Source organism: Salipaludibacillus daqingensis, assembly GCF_029891575.1.
Taxonomy (GTDB): Bacteria; Bacillota; Bacilli; order Bacillales; family Salisediminibacteriaceae; genus Salipaludibacillus; species Salipaludibacillus daqingensis.
On record NZ_JARZHF010000012.1, the window covers coordinates 136,860 to 154,104 of the forward strand.

16 protein-coding genes and 1 pseudogene are annotated in these 17,245 nt (G+C 39.1%); 10 read left to right on the plus strand and 7 right to left on the minus strand.

The window, feature by feature from the left end; translation table 11 throughout:
* Window positions 1–208 precede the first annotated feature (208 nt).
* The 4 genes from QDN89_RS20230 to QDN89_RS20245 all read right to left on the minus strand — a co-directional run bounded on the left by QDN89_RS20230 (window position 209) and on the right by QDN89_RS20245 (window position 4,758).
* Window positions 209–1,588, minus strand: a complete 1,380-nt coding sequence (locus QDN89_RS20230; protein WP_280771985.1) for a tryptophanase — start codon at window positions 1,586–1,588, stop codon at window positions 209–211.
* Window positions 1,589–1,735: 147 nt separating this feature from the next.
* Window positions 1,736–2,704, minus strand: coding sequence for a UV DNA damage repair endonuclease UvsE (gene uvsE, locus QDN89_RS20235; RefSeq protein WP_280771986.1), 969 nt, complete (start codon window positions 2,702–2,704; stop codon window positions 1,736–1,738).
* Between the two features lie 163 nt (window positions 2,705–2,867).
* On the minus strand, window positions 2,868–4,319 hold the full coding sequence (gene aldA, locus QDN89_RS20240; RefSeq protein ID WP_280771987.1) for an aldehyde dehydrogenase: 1,452 nt from the start codon (window positions 4,317–4,319) through the stop codon (window positions 2,868–2,870).
* A 181-nt stretch (window positions 4,320–4,500) separates the two neighbouring features.
* Window positions 4,501–4,758, minus strand: a complete 258-nt coding sequence (locus tag QDN89_RS20245) for a cysteine-rich CWC family protein (RefSeq protein ID WP_280771988.1) — start codon at window positions 4,756–4,758, stop codon at window positions 4,501–4,503.
* Window positions 4,759–5,070: 312 nt separating this feature from the next.
* Here QDN89_RS20245 and QDN89_RS20250 point away from each other — a divergent pair, with 312 nt between their 5' ends.
* The 4 genes from QDN89_RS20250 to QDN89_RS20265 all read left to right on the plus strand — a co-directional run bounded on the left by QDN89_RS20250 (window position 5,071) and on the right by QDN89_RS20265 (window position 6,350).
* Window positions 5,071–5,355, plus strand: a complete 285-nt coding sequence (locus QDN89_RS20250) for a hypothetical protein (protein ID WP_280771989.1) — start codon at window positions 5,071–5,073, stop codon at window positions 5,353–5,355.
* A gap of 16 nt (window positions 5,356–5,371) precedes the next feature.
* A complete protein-coding gene (locus QDN89_RS20255; protein WP_280771990.1) occupies window positions 5,372–5,614 on the plus strand; it encodes a DUF6241 domain-containing protein in 243 nt (80 codons plus the stop codon).
* A 19-nt stretch (window positions 5,615–5,633) separates the two neighbouring features.
* The gene (locus QDN89_RS20260) at window positions 5,634–5,909 is read left to right on the plus strand and encodes a hypothetical protein (RefSeq protein ID WP_280771991.1); all 276 of its coding nucleotides are present in this window, start codon (window positions 5,634–5,636) and stop codon (window positions 5,907–5,909) included.
* A 156-nt stretch (window positions 5,910–6,065) separates the two neighbouring features.
* Entirely contained in the window at window positions 6,066–6,350 is a 285-nt protein-coding gene (locus QDN89_RS20265; RefSeq protein WP_280771992.1) for a hypothetical protein, read from the plus strand.
* A gap of 105 nt (window positions 6,351–6,455) precedes the next feature.
* On the opposite strand, the gene QDN89_RS20270 is transcribed toward QDN89_RS20265, so the two are convergent.
* Both QDN89_RS20270 and acsA read right to left on the minus strand, forming a co-directional pair.
* The gene (locus QDN89_RS20270) at window positions 6,456–7,760 is read right to left on the minus strand and encodes an L-lactate MFS transporter (RefSeq protein ID WP_280771993.1); all 1,305 of its coding nucleotides are present in this window, start codon (window positions 7,758–7,760) and stop codon (window positions 6,456–6,458) included.
* A 176-nt stretch (window positions 7,761–7,936) separates the two neighbouring features.
* On the minus strand, window positions 7,937–9,652 hold the full coding sequence (acsA, locus tag QDN89_RS20275; RefSeq protein WP_280771994.1) for an acetate--CoA ligase: 1,716 nt from the start codon (window positions 9,650–9,652) through the stop codon (window positions 7,937–7,939).
* 271 nt (window positions 9,653–9,923) lie between these two features.
* Between acsA and QDN89_RS20280 the strand changes: the two genes are divergently transcribed.
* The 6 genes from QDN89_RS20280 (at window position 9,924) to QDN89_RS20305 (ending at window position 16,240) form a co-directional block, all read left to right on the plus strand.
* The gene (locus QDN89_RS20280) at window positions 9,924–10,586 is read left to right on the plus strand and encodes a LytR/AlgR family response regulator transcription factor (RefSeq protein ID WP_280771995.1); all 663 of its coding nucleotides are present in this window, start codon (window positions 9,924–9,926) and stop codon (window positions 10,584–10,586) included.
* Window positions 10,587–10,980: 394 nt separating this feature from the next.
* Window positions 10,981–12,138: a sensor histidine kinase gene (locus tag QDN89_RS20285; RefSeq protein ID WP_280771996.1), complete on the plus strand. Its 1,158-nt coding sequence runs from the start codon at window positions 10,981–10,983 to the stop codon at window positions 12,136–12,138.
* Entirely contained in the window at window positions 12,135–12,776 is a 642-nt protein-coding gene (locus QDN89_RS20290) for a response regulator (RefSeq protein ID WP_280771997.1), read from the plus strand. The genes QDN89_RS20285 and QDN89_RS20290 overlap by 4 nt, the downstream gene beginning before the upstream one ends.
* Window positions 12,777–12,905: 129 nt before the next feature.
* On the plus strand, window positions 12,906–13,838 hold the full coding sequence (locus QDN89_RS20295) for an ABC transporter ATP-binding protein (protein ID WP_280771998.1): 933 nt from the start codon (window positions 12,906–12,908) through the stop codon (window positions 13,836–13,838).
* A 12-nt stretch (window positions 13,839–13,850) separates the two neighbouring features.
* Window positions 13,851–15,137, plus strand: a complete 1,287-nt coding sequence (locus tag QDN89_RS20300; RefSeq protein WP_280771999.1) for an ABC transporter permease — start codon at window positions 13,851–13,853, stop codon at window positions 15,135–15,137.
* On the plus strand, window positions 15,134–16,240 hold the full coding sequence (locus QDN89_RS20305) for an ABC transporter permease (RefSeq protein WP_280772000.1): 1,107 nt from the start codon (window positions 15,134–15,136) through the stop codon (window positions 16,238–16,240). The genes QDN89_RS20300 and QDN89_RS20305 overlap by 4 nt, the downstream gene beginning before the upstream one ends.
* Window positions 16,241–16,440: 200 nt before the next feature.
* On the opposite strand, the pseudogene QDN89_RS20310 reads toward QDN89_RS20305, so the two are convergent.
* Window positions 16,441–17,245, minus strand: a pseudogene (locus tag QDN89_RS20310) (RNA-guided endonuclease TnpB family protein); the annotation flags it as partial.

The following is a 17,245-nucleotide window of genomic DNA, read 5'->3' on the forward strand; positions in this document are numbered from 1 at the left end:
TTGATTCGTTCACGGTTATATTATGAATCGATATTGGAGGCGTGCTTTGCTTCTCTATCTTATTCATCAATGTTTCTCTAGATAAAATATATCATATCCTTTGCAAGACTTTCACGTTGGGACATTTTGCATATATACATTCTGTATGGCTTAATACTTACTGAAAATACAGTTTCGATTTTAAAACAGCAACTACAGGTTTATCCTTCTAATCTACTGGATGCATTTTAGCAGTAAAGTGACGTAAAACCTTAGGTTCATAAGTAAATGTGAGTCCTTTTAACGTTTTCGCTCTGTCTTTAATAGCGATAAGACCGTCTGCAATCACATCCATATGGTTATAAGTGTATACCCTTCTTGGAATAGTTAGACGAAGCAACTCTAACGGACTATCCAATTGTTCCCCCGTTGTCGCATCTCGCCCTAACAATAATGAACCTACTTCCACTCCACGTACACCGACTTCAAGGTATAATTCATTAGCTAGAACCTGTGCCGGGAATTGCTGTCCTGGAATATGTGGGAGCATTTTCTTCGCATCAACAAAAACCGCATGTCCTCCCGTTGGTGATTGGATCGGTATTCCACCTTCTGCTAATCTATTACCTAAATACTCTACTTGATGGATTCTTGATTTAAGGTAGTCTTCTTCAATGCCTTCATAAAGGCCTCTAGCAAGCGCTTCCATATCTCGACCTGTCAGTCCTCCGTATGTAGGAAAGCCTTCTAAAGGCACTACCATAGAACGAGCGCGATTGAACATTTCCTCATGGTCGTTTCGAAAAGCTAAAATACCACCTATATTGACTAACCCATCTTTCTTAGCACTCATAGTAAATGCGTCTGTATATGAAAACATTTCGCGAATGATTTCTTTGATAGAGTGATTTTCGTAACCTCTTTCTCGATGCTTAATAAAGAAAGCGTTTTCAGAAAATCGTGCAGCATCCATAACTGTAAAGATTCCGTACTTCCTTGCAATACGCGATGCTTCTTTCATATTCTCCATTGATACTGGCTGGCCTCCTGCACTATTATTCGTAATCGTAACAACAACCATCCCAATATTTTCTGGTTTTTTATCTATGATTATATTTTCTAACTTTTCAAGATCGAAGTTGCCTTTAAACTCATAGGGTGTTGTTGTATCGTAAGCTTCTCTTGTCACAACATCGATCGCTTTACCATTCGCAAAGTCCACATGGGCGCGTGTCGTATCAAAATGCCAGTTACTTAATACGTATTGATCGGGTTGAATCACTAGCGGAAATAACACTTGTTCTGCCCCACGTCCTTGATGAGTTGGGATGACAAACGGATATCCTGTAATATCTTCTACTGCTTCTTTTAAATGATAATAGTTTCTACTTCCGGCGTAAGATTCATCCCCAAGCATCATACCTGCCCACTGATTGTCGCTCATTGCTCCTGTTCCACTATCGGTTAATAAATCGATATACACATCATCTGACTTCAGTGAAAACGGATTATAACCAGCCTCTTCTAGCGCTTTTTTACGCTCTTCTCTTGAAATTTGTTTAATTGGTTCTATCATTTTAATTTTATAAGGTTCTGCCATTCGCTCCATTTACATTCATCCCCTTTTATTTACTTACCTCTATCCTCTATTGTAAATGGTATACTTTGACAAATCTATCTGTTTCGAAAAATTTCCAACTAGTACTTATCATGCTTCCAATAAAATTCACAGCTCTGTCCTAGAAATTCTACATTTTTAATCTTTCCATATAAATGAACTTGCTGATTTCATCTCTATATTTGGATGCTCTTTTAGTTTATCAACTAATTGAAAGAGCGCATTATCCTTTTTTTTCGCTTCAATCATACAATCGATTTGATCAACTGATCCAGTTGATTTTCTTACAAAATCTAAAAACATATCCTCATCAATAAATTCAGCATGACTTTTAAACGCCCCTTCATTTTTCGGACTTGATATATGCATTTTAACCGGTAAAGGAGAATCAACCCATGTGCTGATGACCCGTTCCCAATGTTTTTCCCACTTTTCGTCATCGTGATATGCCAAATGATGATGGATATCAAACACCAATGGAATATTTAATTTTTCACAAACATATAAGCAATCTTCTAACGTATATGACGTATCATCATTTTCTATCATGATCATTTTTCGAATATCATTCGGGACGTGAACCCAGTTATCGATAAATCGCTCTAATGATTTTTGTTTATCTTTGTAACGTCCACCTAAATGAAGCACACAACGGTGAGTCGGATCAATTTTCATCTGATCAAGCAACAAATAGTGGTATTTCAATACATTTAAAGACGTATTAAAAATATCTTTACCTGGAGAATTAAGAACGACAAAATGATCAGGATGAAAATCTATTCGCATCCCATTTGCTTCTGCAAAGGACCCTAGCTCAATAAGATCCTCTTTGATCCCTTCTATGTAATCCCATTGTATTAATTCTTCATGAGTCGCAAGTGGAACGAGTCGAGAACTTAATCTGAAAAAATCTATTTCATACGCTTTATTATGTTTTAACAATCGTATACAATTTTGGATGTTCGATTGAGCGATTCGTTCAAGCTTTCTTACTGCAGCATCTTCATTAGCTAATTGCTCAAACCTTTTGTAGGTCATCGTTTGAGAAGGGGAAGCATTTTTGAGGTTTACACTCATGGCAACATATCCAAGTCGAAACAATGTCATTTAGCATCACCCATTTCACGTTTTCCTTAGTATAAGCGAACCACGTTTTCGTTATGTAACGAGATAGCTTACACATACGTAAAACGTTTGTGAACGAGTGCCACTCTCCAAATACGAGAAAGAGGACACTTCTCGATGATTGAGAAGTGTCCAAAGCAAGTATTTATTGGTGATCATCTTTATATTGCATATACACAACTTGTGTACTTAGAAATTCATGTAAACCGTGTTTACCGTCAGCTCCACCGATCCCAGACTTTCTGAACCCGGCGTGATAGCCTTGGACCGCTTCAAAATTTTCTCGGTTTACAAAAGTTTCACCGAATCGAAGTCCATTTGTGAGACGCATAACCTGATGGTAGTTATCCGTGTATACCGACGATGAGAGACCATAGACGGAATCGTTGGCCATATCAATCGCATCATCTAGCTTTTTATACGTCACGATCGGCAATACAGGTCCAAATATCTCATCTTCAATGACCTGCATATCATGAGTGACATGTGTGAGGACCGTCGGCTTATAGAAAAAACCTTTCTTCTCATTAGCTGGCTCGCCGCCTGTTGTGACTTTAGCCCCTTGAGAAATCGCAGTTTTGACCATTTTATCTACCTCGTCAATACGGTCTTGACTTACAAGTGGTCCCATATCTAGACTTTGATCACCTTTAGGATCACCATACGTTACGTTTGACATTGCTTCCGTCATTTTTTGGGTAAAGTCTTCTGCCACACTTTCATGCACATAAACACGCTCAGCATTTGTGCAAGCTTGTCCAGCGTTGATAATCCGACTTTTAGTAATGTGCTCAACAGCTAGATCGATATCGGCATGTTCTGTTACAATAGCCGGTGCTTTGCCACCAAGCTCTAAGTTCACTTTCGTAATGTTTTGTGCGGCCGCTTCCATAACCTTCACACCAGCTGGAATACTACCTGTCATCGTAACCATTGCTACTTTTTCGTGAGAGGCCATGACGTTACCAATTGTTGAGCCTTTTCCTAAAATTAAGTTATACACACCTTTTGGTAATACATCCATGTCATGAAGCATTTTCGTGAATGCAGCAGCAGTATTTGGTGTTTGTTGACTTGGTTTAAGAACAATTGTACATCCGGTGATTAATGATGTGGCTACTTTCCTTGCCAAAATAAACACAGGGAAATTCCAAGGAACTATTCCTGCGACAACACCAATTGGTCTTTTATGGATGAAAATGTTCTCGTTAGGACGATCACTCGGTAAAATTTCACCTTCGATTCGTCTTGCCCATTCCGACATGTATTGGAAGTAATCAATCGCTAAGTCTACTTCCCCGCTTGCCATTTCAAAACTTTTACCTTGCTCTTCTATCAAAAGCTCAATAAATCGATTTCGATTTTCATATAATTTCAAACCTATGTCTCGAACAATTTTTCCTCGTTCATTTGAAGGAACCATGCCCCACTCTTTTTGAGCTTTAAAGGCAGCTTCAATTGCTTTATTTGCATCACTTTCCGTTCCGTTTGGTATTTGTGAAATGGTTTCTTCCGTAGATGGATTAACAATATCAATTGTTTCGTCTGAAGTTGAAGTTATATATTCCCCGTTTACATACAGTTGGTGTTTATTCATGTGTTATAGCCTCCTATGTCTGAAGTAGAGGGCTATTTCCTATATTGTAGATGTTTAAACTTAGGTACTTTAGCGAACTGCTCAATAAGTTTTATATATATAAACAAAGGGAAATGTTACCAAGTACTTGGTTTTGATCATAATACCTCTCTACGTATCACTATCTATTCGAAGCAGTCTTTTAACTATTTTTAAAAACTTTTTCTTTTTTATATTTAATGACACACTTTTGACAGATACAATGCTTACCTCTACTTTCTTTAGGAACGAATTCAAAAATACCAAGAGGAAACTCCTCTTTATCACACCAACAGTTATTAAGTTTGCCTCTTCCTGTCTTACATTTGTTTTCCTCACCACATAAAGGACATAAAAAATTAGCCATTAACATTCCCTCCATTTCTAATATCTCCCCTGAATATAAATTAGATAATTCCATCTTTCACCTTTTCCTCCATTGGTGTCTTGGGCATAGCTTTCCTTAGCTTCGTCAATAAATCAGCTATTTTCATCCATCAAAGTACGAACGAATTTTTAGCATGATTCTCACTGTTAGATAATTACATGAACATTTTACCTACCGCTAAGTAATCTATCTTTATGGCATAGTTAATGATTATAATTAAATTTTTCTTCCATTTTCAAGCATCTTTTATCCTCCTCTATCGTCTATCCTTATGATAAGACTATGCACATTTTATCTATGGGAGAAATTGATTTCCCTTAGGTGAATACATCAAGGAGGTTTTCAATGAAGTTTTTAAAAATTATTTCACTATTAATCGTTGTATTTCTTGCAATTGTATTCTATACAAATAACCTACTAGAAACTAAAGAAACAGAACAGAAAAATGAAACGACTAATGGACTGGAAATCATTGATAACAATGAACAAGACGACTCCAATAATTTAGAACCATTAGCAGGAAATGTTCCTACTCCAGAAGAAGTGGCAGAAGAATTTCCAGAAGATATGACCGAATCAGCAGTACAAACCGCTATTCATCATAATGTCGCATCAAAAAGTAGAAGCTAGTCAAAAATGGGGGAAAATGTTAATCACAGATGAAAGAATAGAACGTTTGATAGAAGTAATAAAAGACAATTCTGAAAATGATTTTAATCATAGTAACCTTTATCTCACGATTCTTGAAAGGTGGAAACAAGGAGATTTCTCGAAAGTCGACGAAGATCACAATGATATTTGGCGACTTCAGGGAGGAACAATCGGGAAAGCAACAGGCATCTTAAGTAATCAAGAAGAGCAAGAATTCATTAATACACATTTTGATTGAGTTAAAGGAGACTACCTTTATGTTTGTTAGATATTTACCCAAAAGCTTCTGGTTATCTTTAATTGTATTCGTTTCGTTACAATGGCTAGCAATACCGATCGTAGCATATCTGACAACAAGTGCTCGAGATGTAATGGCTGGGATACTAATCATTATTGGAGTCATTTATCCGATCTATTTCATTTCAACAATCATTTACTTAAGAAAAGTAAAAAATCTTTGTGCTGATCAATTAATAATAGCAGGATTTTTTCTACTCATTCCACTTTTAGCCTATATTCCTATTTTCGCTTAAGGTGTCAGGAAAATTACGAAGCTGTCGTAATTTTTTGTGTGGCATTCAAGCGTTAAGGAAATTTAACGCTCCTTCCACAAAATAGGTTTAACATGTTAAGCTTTTATTAGTGATGCAGAGTATAACAGGTTAATTTATCAGGAGGAATGTTACTTTATGACTGATAGCGTTGGATGGACAACGATTGAAGAAGTTAGAGCAACAATCGAAAAAACATATGAACTATGTCAAACTCGAACGAAAATCGAGCTTAAATCTTGGTCTTATCATTCTGAAAGTTCTCATCAAAATGGAGATTATCCAATAGCTTTTGGAGATTACGTGAATAAGATGAAAGATATAGATTATTTAAGACAAGTGAAGTTAAATTTGTTTGACTGCGAAGACATCGGTGGAAAAGAAAAAGTAATCGAGTACTTATCGAAGCGCATCCATCGATAATGATTGAAAAATACTAAAAGCACCGCAAAATGCGGTGCTATCGAATAGAAGCTTTTAAAAAAATAATTAATTTTGTTAACCTAGAAGGTGCTACTTTTTAATTTTTTATTTGGATAGAGATACTTCTCCAGAAACTTTTTTATAGTCCCTTTGTTTATGTTGTTGATTTAACTGCTTTTCTTTTTCTATTTTCTTAATGTTTAATTGGAGCAATACGGCAACAACGAAGGCCAAAAATATCAATGCTGTAAAAACATAGAATACTGGAATGTAGCTTTCTGTTCTCTCTCTAATTTGCGAAACTAAGAGTGGCCCCATAATACCTCCTAGAGACCACGTTGTTAATAGTAAGCCGTGGATGGCACCAAGTTGTTTCGTTCCGAATAAATCTCCAATGAATGCAGGTAAATTTGAAAAGCCTCCCCCATAACAACTCACTACGATAAAAACAAGTGCCTGAAACAATAACACGTTGGTTATATTAGGTAGGGTTAGAAATGCGATTAACTGTAAAACGAAAAACGTAAGAAACACAGTAGGACGCCCGACATAGTCCGAAATTGCTGCCCAACCAAGTCGACCTCCACCGTTAAAAATCCCCATGATCCCTACCATTGCTGCGGCACCAGCTGCTGAAAGCCCTACAACCTCTTGCGCCATAGGTGAAGCGACAGAAATCATCATAATCCCAGCAGTCGTGTTAATGAGCATCATACTCCACAACATCCAAAAACGTCTCGTTCTCACTGCTTCTTTTGCCGTTAATTGTGATAAATCTACTTTCATTTCTTTTTTACCAGATGCAATATCCTTTTTCATTCCTTCTGGCATCCATCCTTCAGGAGGTTTGGCAATATAAGAAGCACCTAATACCATAAGGACAAAATAACTAACACCTAAAATATAGAAGGTCATCGAAATACCAATCGATTCCATTAAACGGGCTGCAATTGGTGCTGTAATCAATGCTCCAGTACCAAACCCTAATACGGCCATCCCTGTAGCTAACCCTCGACGGTCAGGAAACCATTTCACGAGAGTCGACACCGGTGCAATGTATCCTATCCCCATTCCTAATCCACTAGCAAGACCATAGGTTAGGAGAAAAAGAGGCAACGAATCAATCGCAACCGCCACCCCTGCTCCAGCCTGCCCTAGCCCAAACAAGATAGCAGCAAGAATTGCTGATTTTCTTGGCCCATTTCTTTCAACGAATGGACCAAAGAAAGCTGCAGCTATCCCTGCTAGTGCCATCATGATTGTAAAAGATAACGTAATTCCCGTCGTGGACCAGCCCATTGCATCACGAATCGGATTCGTATAAACGCTATAAGCATATGCAGCACCAATGGAGAGATGAATCGCGATCGCAGATAAAGCAATGAGCCATCTGTTTTTAGTTACATTCATATTTTGTCCTCCCTTAATCTTTTATAGGTATGCCATGGCGATTCTAAAGATGGGAAAGGGTACGCTACGCAAAATGAAATTCCACCGCACGATTCACACTCTATAATAGAAAGATAACCTTCTATTATAGAGTTGAGAGATTTATGCACGTCCATCTATGACAAAACGAACGACTACTATTTTTCCATCGTAGATAAATCCCCAGTAGGAAGATCAAGTTCCCATGCTTTTAATACTCTTCTCATAATTTTACCGCTTCTCGTTTTCGGCAAGCCATCTTTGAAATCGATCTCCCTTGGAGCAGCATGTGCGGATAATCCTTTTTTGACGAAATTACGGATATCTTCTTGAAGCTCATCGCTTCGTTCATACCCTTCTCGTAAAGAAATAAAGGCTTTAATAATTTCTCCCCTTACCGGGTCTGGTTTCCCAATGACGCCTGCTTCGGCAACTGCAGGATGTTCTAATAGTTTACTTTCAATCTCAAAAGGACCAACTCGTTCTCCAGCTGTCATAATTACGTCGTCTACACGTCCTTGGAACCAGAAATACCCTTCTTCATCCATATAAGCGGAATCTCCTGATACGTACCAATCGCCAGCTAGGAAATACGACTCGTATTTTTCTGGGCGATTCCAAATAGTTTTCATCATGGATGGCCAGCCTTTTTTAATCGCAAGGTTCCCCATTCGGTTTGGTGGTAGTTCATTCCCTTGGTCATCGACGATCGCCGCTTTTACTCCCGGTATCGGTTTGCCCATGGAACCCGGTTTGATTTCCATGGAAGGGTAATTACAGATGAGTTGAGCGCCTGTTTCGGTCATCCACCACGTATCATGAATTCTTAAGTTCATGGCTTGCATGCCCCACCGAACTACTTCGGGATTCAACGGTTCTCCAACACTTAAAACATGTCTTAAGGACGAAAGGTCATATTTTTCAAGAATTTTATCTCCGTAACTCATTAACATTCGAAATGCGGTTGGTGCGCTATACCAAACGGACACGTGATATTTTTCTAGAGTTTGGTACCAATCTTCTGGACTAAATCGTCCACCTCGGATAACATTGGAGACACCAACTAACCATGGTGCAAAAATGCCGTACGATGTTCCGGTTACCCAGCCTGGATCTGCGGTGCACCAATAAACATCATCCTCTTTTAAATCGAGAACCCATTTCGCTGTTTGGTATTGTTGAATCATGGCATTATGTGCATGTAAAACCCCTTTCGGCTTTCCTGTAGAACCGGATGTATAGTGGAGAATCATCCCGTCTTCTCGGTCGACCCATTCCACCTCCAAGTATCTACTCGCTTTGTCGAAACGGCTATGAAAGTCTATGAATTTTCCTTCTTCCCTCACATCGTTTCCTACGATCACCACTTTTTCAAGGTCGGGAAGTTCATCCAACGGGACACGCCCTACTAATTCTGGTGTGGTGACAATCACTTTTGCAGTACTATCTTCCAACCGATCTTTTATAGCACCTTCCATAAATGCTTCAAATAAAGGTCCTACAATAGCACCAATCTTTATTGTTCCTAATAAAACAAAATAAAGTTCAGGGGAACGAGGCATAAAGATAAACACGCGATCCTCTTTCTTAACACCAATATTTTTCAGCACATTGCCTGCTTTATTGGATGAGTCTTTCATTTCTTTAAAGGTATATTCTTCTTCCCTACTTTGATCGGAATAATATAATGCTATTTGATTTCTTTTTTCTCCATTTGCGTGACGGTCTATCGCTTCATGGCCCATATTAACTAGACCCGTAGTATGCCATGAAAACTGTTTTTCTGCTTGCGACCATTGATAAGAGTTACATTCCTCATCATAATTATTTAAGTTGTACGTTTCTTTTTTTGAGGAAAGTGTTTTTGTCATCATTTCTTAAAAACCTCCTTAGTTATTTTTCCTTTTTTGGTCTTCTAATAAAATAAAGCGCTTACATTTTAGTGTGAAAAAATTCTCTTTCCTTTATCGTTTAGCCAGTTTTTATATTTACCCTATTATCACTGTGATTACATATTATTGTAAATTAGGAAAATAAAAATGTCTGCATAAATTGACAGAAGCCAATATATGTGGATAAAATACAAATAAGTTAGATTAGTCGTAATATTCTAAATATATAGTGACGATGGAGTGTGAAAATAAAATGGAGAGTCAGGTTATTGAGCAGTTTTCTAAATTCGTTGAAGATTGGGTTCCAAAAGAAGCCTCTATTGCTATTGCAGGAGGCGATAAATATATTACTTATATTCCAGGAAGTCACGACATTCACATTCATCAAGGACAACCCATACCTTCAGGGAGTATTACCGAACGAGTATACCTACAAAAAAAGCGTGTAGAATCGTTGGTGGATAAATCTGTTTTCGGCGTCCCGTATTATGGTGTTGGTTATCCTTTAAAAGATTCTGACACAGGATTCCAGGGTGCATTAACCGTCATTCTTCCTCCAGAATATAATACTAGTCCTAAACAACCTCTGTCCTTTATCATTGGAAAAAGAGACGAAATTTGGATCCCTATCGCTTTTGAGCAAATCATTTACATAGAAAGTTATCAAAAAAGAACGCTCATATATACAGAAAATGGTTGTTTCAGTTCAAAATACCCTCTTAAATCAATAGAACAACGGTTATCGAACTCTTTTATTCGAATACACCGTTCCTTTATCATTAATATATCGTTTATTAAACAAATCTCTCGGGATATCTCATCTCATTTAGAGGTGACATTACAAGACCAAAATGCTACTTCGCTTTCTATTAGTCAAAGTCACGTTCCACGTGTAAGAAGAATTCTAGGCTTTTAATAAGGCTCTCTTTTCAATCCGTGTAGATTTTTCATTTTGACATTCACCTTTATTATCGCAGTTACTAGAAATGGCAGCACCAGCGATGGTGCTGCCATTTTTTAATTTGAAGTGTTTCTCTTTTAAGTATCTAAACCAAAATTTCAAACAATGATCATTTGTAGTGATAAAGAACCAATTCCTGCTTTCTTCATCTTCGTGTATGATAGAAATATACATTTTGGTTAGACCAAAAGATGAATCATTTAAACCATATTTTTTCTCCGTGCTCAGGTTATCTATGCGTCTTCCTAATGACAGAGTTTTTATAAACGAACTGATTATCATTGCTTTTTTTAACGTTGACCGAGGGACCACGGACGATTAGCTACTAAATACAAAAGGTGGATTTTTTATGAGAATAATGGAACGTCATCAATTCTGGATATGGTTCACGGTGCTTGCAGTAGCTTGGATAATGGCTCTCCAGTCACTAAATGAACAGTTCGGAGTGATACCGATGCGTCTAATTGGCACAGCTTTGTTTTTTTTACTTTTCTTTTTGGCCCCTTTATTTAAAGACGCACCAAAAAAATTGGTGATACTCCTCATCGGTGCTTCTATTTTGACAACGGTCACTTTTTCTTATGAACCAAATGATCATACGATCTTATATGTGCTTCTCATATACACAATTCTTATAGGGAAAGCTGTCTTTCGTTTACAAAGAAAAGAGCCTATTGCAGTTGCTGCCGTTGGATTAACCGGAGCACTTTTCCTTGTTTATCGCGTAGGTGACAAATCAGAGTATGTCTTTGTTATTCTCTATGCTTTACTCCTTTCGTCCTCACTCTATCTTTATAAGCAAACAATGCTGAAAGAACGAGATGCTGTCCGTCGTAACGAGGCGTTACTTTCTGAATATCGTAAAATGAAAAGACAGCTTATTTCAGGTGAGAAAGCTGTCCGAGAAGAAGAACGAACAGAAATCGCCCGTGAAATTCATGACTCCGTTGGACATAAGTTAACAGCTCTTCTTATGCAACTCGAGGTGTTCCGTATGAAATCTTCTCATGAAATAAGTGGAGAAGTACAAGAACTGAAACAACTTGCAAAAGACAGTCTAGAGGAAACGAGAAGTGCAGTGAAGAAATTGAAACAAGATGGCAAAAGTGGACTTCCAGCAGTTATTCAATTAATTCGTAAATTAGAAGCAGAAAGTCTTATACGTATCCATTTCACGATGCGGCACGGGGCATTAACAGCACCATTAAGAAATGACCAATCTATTGCAGTCTATCGTAGCGTACAGGAAGCATTGACAAATATGATGAAGCATAGTGACTCACGAGAAGTTGACATTCTTTTCGAAGCTCCAGCAGGCACAGTGTTTCGCTTTGAAGTATCCAACCAAACAAACAATGACATTTCTTTAAGAGAAGGATTTGGATTGAAGTCGATGCGAGAGCGAGTAGAAGCTGCAGGAGGAACACTTGAAATCAAGACTTACACCGGAAGATTTGTTGTTCGAGGAACATTGCCCTTAACGGAAAGAATGGAGGAAAGAACATGATCAAAATTTTATTGGCAGAAGATCAAGGCATCGTACGCCAAGGTTTGAAAATGATGATAGAGACAGACACAGAAATGAAAGTAACAGGTGAGGCTGCAAACGGAAAAGAAGCCGTCGCTCTTTGTGAATCGGGTCAAATGTTTGAAATGGTCATTCTCGACATTCGCATGCCAGTAATGGATGGTCTTGAAGCCGCACGTCATATCCACTCCCGTTGGCCTAAGATAAAGATTCTCATGCTCACGACATTTAACGACGATCAGTATGCGATTGAAGCATTGAAAAGTGGTGCTTGCGGATATATGCTGAAGGATGCTGAACCAGAGGAATTGATAAGGTCGATTCGAACCTGCCTTGATGGTGGACTATCAATCGAGGCCCATGTTGCTGCCAAGGTTGTTCCGACTTTGATGGAACGTCAAGAAGCACCATCGAAAGACGTTGATCCAGACCTTACAAAGAGAGAAATCGAGATTATTCGTTCTATCGGCGAAGGTCTCAATAACAAAGAAATTTCTGAAACGTTACACTTATCTGTCGGTACGGTGAAAAATCATATTAGTGTCATTCTTGATAAATTAGAACTTCGAGACCGGACGCAAATTGCGATTTATGCAATTCGGCATCACATTGTATAATCCGTCATCATACATGTCATGACTTAAGTCATAAAATAGAAGTAAATCGATGACGTAAGGCAGTGGGAACACTGTCTTTTTAAGTATATACTTTAGTTAGTTGAACGGCGAAATAAAGGAGGATGTACGATGTTAGAAACAGAAGAACTATCCAAACAATTTAAAGGAAAAATAGCTGTTGAAGGAGTGAATCTCCATTTAGAGCGTGGGGAATCCGTTGGGCTTTTAGGTCCAAACGGCGCTGGGAAGTCGACGACAATTTCGATGATTTCCTCTCTCATCAAACCGACGTCTGGCGATGTCCTGCTCGATGGAAAAAACGTCATCAAGGATCCCGGTAAAATTCGTCGCGTCCTTGGTGTGGTCCCTCAAGAGATTGCTCTCTATGAGGAGCTCACCGCTTATGAAAACCTCAAGTTTTTCGGTCGAATATACGGCCTAAGAGGAAAAGCACTGGAGAAAAATATTGAAGAAGTGTTTGAACTCGTCGGTTTAACCGATCGACAAAAAGATATCGTAAAAACGTATTCAGGCGGAATGAAACGAAGAATCAATATTGCAGCGGCTCTTCTCCATGAACCAGAAGTTCTCATTATGGATGAACCGACGGTTGGGATCGATCCCCAGTCTAGAAGTCATATTCTCGAAATGGTTCGAGAACTGAATCTTAAAAAGGGGATGACAGTTCTTTATACGAGTCATTATATGGAAGAAGTGGAGCGACTTTGCGATCGTGTCTATATTATGGACCACGGTCGAATCATTTCATCTGGTACGAAAGACGAGTTAAAAAGCATCCTTTCCAGTGAAGAAACGATTATGATCGATCTCGATCGCCCTTATCCTGACCTCTACAATGATCTTAAACAACATGACGGTATTTTACAGACGATGGAGACAGAAACAGGACTGAAATTGATCGTCCCAAAAGGCAGTCGACTGTTAGGGGAATTGTTTCAGATCGCTGACCGTCACCAGGCTAAAGTGGTCAATGTGCACGTTCAGACTCCAACATTAGAAGACGTCTTTTTACATTTAACTGGCCGGAAACTTCGGGATTAGGGGGCGAGAATGATGCGACATTTTTTATGGAAAGACATGATAATCATCGTCCGTGATCGTTCAGAGATGCTCGTCTTGCTTTTGATGCCGTTTATATTGATCGGAATCTTAGGGTTTGCTCTCGGTGGAATTCTCGGCGGTGATACATCAACGATTGATATTGAAGTAGCACTTGTCAATGAAGATGATCGAGAAGCTGGAGTCACGGCATTTGTTGATCTCGTCGAAAACTTCGAACTGCCTGTAGAAGCGAAAGAGGAATTGATCAGTGTTGCAAAAACGCTTAACCCCGGTCTTCTTCTTGAAGAAATGTTGTCCGATCAAGAACTTAGCGAGATGATTCATACGGAAGAAATGACCGAAGATGAAGCGCAAACCTCCCTTCAATCTGGCGACATTGATGCGATCTTAACGCTTCCTGAAGGCTTTACTTATAAAAGCTTGGAAAAAATGGTCTTTTCTGAAGGATCTGGCAGTCAACTTTCTGTTATGTTAAGTGATCAAGGTTCTCTGTATGCCAAAATCTTTTCAGATATGATCGATGGATTTGCAAGAAATCTTAACTTAGAGACGGCCATCATTGCAGCAGCAGGTGAGGATACGGCGCAGCTCGGAGAGTCCGAATTGACTGGTTCTAACATTGGTGGAATTATAACAGTTTCCAAAAACGCCCCCGCTAATTCCATGCAATATTATACGATCGGGATGGCAGTGATGTTTGTCCTTTATGTAGCAGGTACGATTGCTAGTAAAGCATTTGTTGAAAAACAACAACAAGTTTTTAATCGGATTATTCTGTCTGGAATGCACCCTTCTGCCTATCTTACAGGAAAAGTCATTTCAGCGACGGCTCTTGCATTTCTTCAGCTCGTTATCTTATTTTTGTTATCCGCTCTTATTTTTAGAACATTTTCACTAGGTTCTGCAGATTTCTGGATCGGGATGATGATTATTACACTCGTTTTGGCATTTTGCGTCGGAGGCTTGGCAAGTCTGTTGACTTCTCTCTCCATTCGCTATGAAACGGAAGGAGTTTCTAGTATTTTCACAGGTGGTATCGTCACGTTATTTGCTTTTGCAGGAGGTAGCTTTTTTCCTCTTACAGGTATGCCTAATTTAATCATTCAACTTGGAAACTGGACTCCAAATGGTGCAGCGATGACGGCTTATCTTCGCTTGGTTCAAGGTTATGAGTGGACAGATTTAATGTCACCGTTGTTTCGCTCAGTCATTATCACATTCGTATTGCTTGTCATTAGTATCATTATTTTTCCGAAACGGAGGTCGGTGACGTCATGATTTCTATCTTTTTATTACAGTGGCAAAGGTTTCGGCGTGAACCGCTTCTCGTTCTATCCTTTTTTGGACTAACGATCTTTTTTGTCTTTTTTCTAGCAGGAAGTGCGAACACAAACCAAATCACGGTCCAAACCTATCTAGAAGACGATGTCAGCCAATCATCTGCTGACGAATGGCTGACCGTTTTAAATCAATCAGAGACGTTTCGATTTGAACTGACAGAAGAAGAAGACGCCCGAAGCGCCGTAATGAACGGTGAAGCGAGTCTAGCTCTTCAGTTAAGGAACGATAATTATCGAATACTCGTTACCGTAGATGATCAGAACTATCAGCTTGTTAATGGCTATGTGCAGCAAGTTTTTCAGGAGGAACTGCGTTTAGCAGAAGTAGAATCATCACTTGAATCAGTAGAAATTCGAGACACGATTGCTCAAGAGCTTGAGGAACCTGTTCTCACAGTCACCTCAGATACAATTGCTGGCGATGATAACGGTTTTCTTTACGACGCTAGACTTCATACGTTATTTGGGATGACTCTTTTCTTCTCCGTATATACGATGATGTTCAGCCTGACAAACGTCGCAGAAGAAAAACGACTCGGTACTTGGGATCGCTTGATCGTCTCCCCTCTTCGTAAATGGGAAGTATATCTCGGTCATTTATTGTACTGCTTTCTCATTGGTTTTCTGCAAATCTTAACGATCTTTCTATTTTTTGAATACGTCTTCCAATTTAATATAGGCGCAAATTTCGGGGCAATCCTCTTGATTATTGCTTGCTATGCATTTGCCATTGTTTCCGTCGGTATGCTCTTAATCGGACTCGTACGAACGACACAACAACTACAAGCTGTGATTCCTATTGTTGCTACAGCAATGGCAATGATTGGTGGCGCCTTTTGGCCAGTAGAAATTGTCTCCAACGAAATCATGATCATCCTTTCTAAAGCGATGCCGATCTTCTATGGCATGGAAGCTTTAAAAGGTGTTGCCTATCTTGACCAAGGCATCCTTGAAATTAGCGAGCCACTCGCTATTATGTTTCTGTTCGGTGTATTCTCAATGGGAATAGGTATCAATTTAATGGAGCGAAGAGCTTCATAATCCCAGATTTATTTGCTGGTTTTTAATGATTCCTTTAGAAGTAAGGTATTTCCTTTTTGAACGTAGGTTACCTCGTTCAAAAAGGATGCCCTACCTACGAATACTTCCTCTCTATGTTGAACTACCCGCCACTTAATTACTCTTACGAGCTATTTGAAGTGGGGGATTCCTAAGAACACCTTCGTAACCGAAAGTTTTGATTAGGCTATCCCCGTCGCACCGACGGTTAGAAGCCTGATAGCTCATTTAATCCTGCGTTCCTATCGCGGTCGTGATGCACGCCACAAACACACGTCCACTCACGCAAATTCAGATCTTTCACGTCTTTGTTTTTATAGCCGCAACTGGAACAACGTTGTGAGCTAGGGAAGGTTTTGCTCACTTCCACCACCGTCTTCCCGTACCATTTCGCTTTATATTTCAACATGGTCTTAAATTGAGACCAAGATACATCAGCGATCGATGGCGCTGTTTTCTTATTTTTCATCATGTTCGATACTTGCAGACTCTCCATTCCGATAATATCGTGATTTTTGATAATATCCGTCGAAGTTTTATGCAAGAAATCTGTCCGCTTATTTTCTATCTTTTCGTGTATTCGAGCGACCTTGATTCGTTGCTTATTCCAGTTGCTAGAACCAATGACTCGCCTTGATAGAACCTGTTGAGCTTTTGCTAACTTTTGTTCTAACGACTTGAAATAACGATTGTTTTTGTATCTTGTTCCATCTGCAAGGATAGCGAAGTCTTTTAGTCCTAAGTCAACGCCCGTACTGGCGTTTGTCTTCTGCATTTCAACGACTTCTGTTTCAGCTAAGATCGACACAAAGTACTTACCACTTGGGTTGCGTCGTATGGTTGCATTGATGATTCGCCCGTCCACGTCACGACTTTTAGCAAACCGAACAAGACCAAGCTTCGGCAACTTGATGTGTTTACTTGAAACAGCGATATTTCCATTGGTTTGCTTTGTGGTATAGGACTGTACCTTGTTCTTTTTACTTT

What these genes read in the sequence shown, in the direction of transcription:
- QDN89_RS20230 (WP_280771985.1), bottom strand. Translation starts at nt 1,588, where the DNA reads ATGGAGCGAATGGCAGAACCTTATAAAATTAAAATGATAGAACCAATT.
- uvsE (WP_280771986.1), bottom strand. Translation starts at nt 2,704, where the DNA reads ATGACATTGTTTCGACTTGGATATGTTGCCATGAGTGTAAACCTCAAA.
- aldA (WP_280771987.1), bottom strand. Translation starts at nt 4,319, where the DNA reads ATGAATAAACACCAACTGTATGTAAACGGGGAATATATAACTTCAACT.
- QDN89_RS20245 (WP_280771988.1), bottom strand. Translation starts at nt 4,758, where the DNA reads ATGGAATTATCTAATTTATATTCAGGGGAGATATTAGAAATGGAGGGA.
- QDN89_RS20250 (WP_280771989.1), top strand. Translation starts at nt 5,071, where the DNA reads ATGAAGTTTTTAAAAATTATTTCACTATTAATCGTTGTATTTCTTGCA.
- QDN89_RS20255 (WP_280771990.1), top strand. Translation starts at nt 5,372, where the DNA reads ATGTTAATCACAGATGAAAGAATAGAACGTTTGATAGAAGTAATAAAA.
- QDN89_RS20260 (WP_280771991.1), top strand. Translation starts at nt 5,634, where the DNA reads ATGTTTGTTAGATATTTACCCAAAAGCTTCTGGTTATCTTTAATTGTA.
- QDN89_RS20265 (WP_280771992.1), top strand. Translation starts at nt 6,066, where the DNA reads ATGACTGATAGCGTTGGATGGACAACGATTGAAGAAGTTAGAGCAACA.
- QDN89_RS20270 (WP_280771993.1), bottom strand. Translation starts at nt 7,760, where the DNA reads ATGAATGTAACTAAAAACAGATGGCTCATTGCTTTATCTGCGATCGCG.
- acsA (WP_280771994.1), bottom strand. Translation starts at nt 9,652, where the DNA reads ATGATGACAAAAACACTTTCCTCAAAAAAAGAAACGTACAACTTAAAT.
- QDN89_RS20280 (WP_280771995.1), top strand. Translation starts at nt 9,924, where the DNA reads ATGGAGAGTCAGGTTATTGAGCAGTTTTCTAAATTCGTTGAAGATTGG.
- QDN89_RS20285 (WP_280771996.1), top strand. Translation starts at nt 10,981, where the DNA reads ATGAGAATAATGGAACGTCATCAATTCTGGATATGGTTCACGGTGCTT.
- QDN89_RS20290 (WP_280771997.1), top strand. Translation starts at nt 12,135, where the DNA reads ATGATCAAAATTTTATTGGCAGAAGATCAAGGCATCGTACGCCAAGGT.
- QDN89_RS20295 (WP_280771998.1), top strand. Translation starts at nt 12,906, where the DNA reads ATGTTAGAAACAGAAGAACTATCCAAACAATTTAAAGGAAAAATAGCT.
- QDN89_RS20300 (WP_280771999.1), top strand. Translation starts at nt 13,851, where the DNA reads ATGCGACATTTTTTATGGAAAGACATGATAATCATCGTCCGTGATCGT.
- QDN89_RS20305 (WP_280772000.1), top strand. Translation starts at nt 15,134, where the DNA reads ATGATTTCTATCTTTTTATTACAGTGGCAAAGGTTTCGGCGTGAACCG.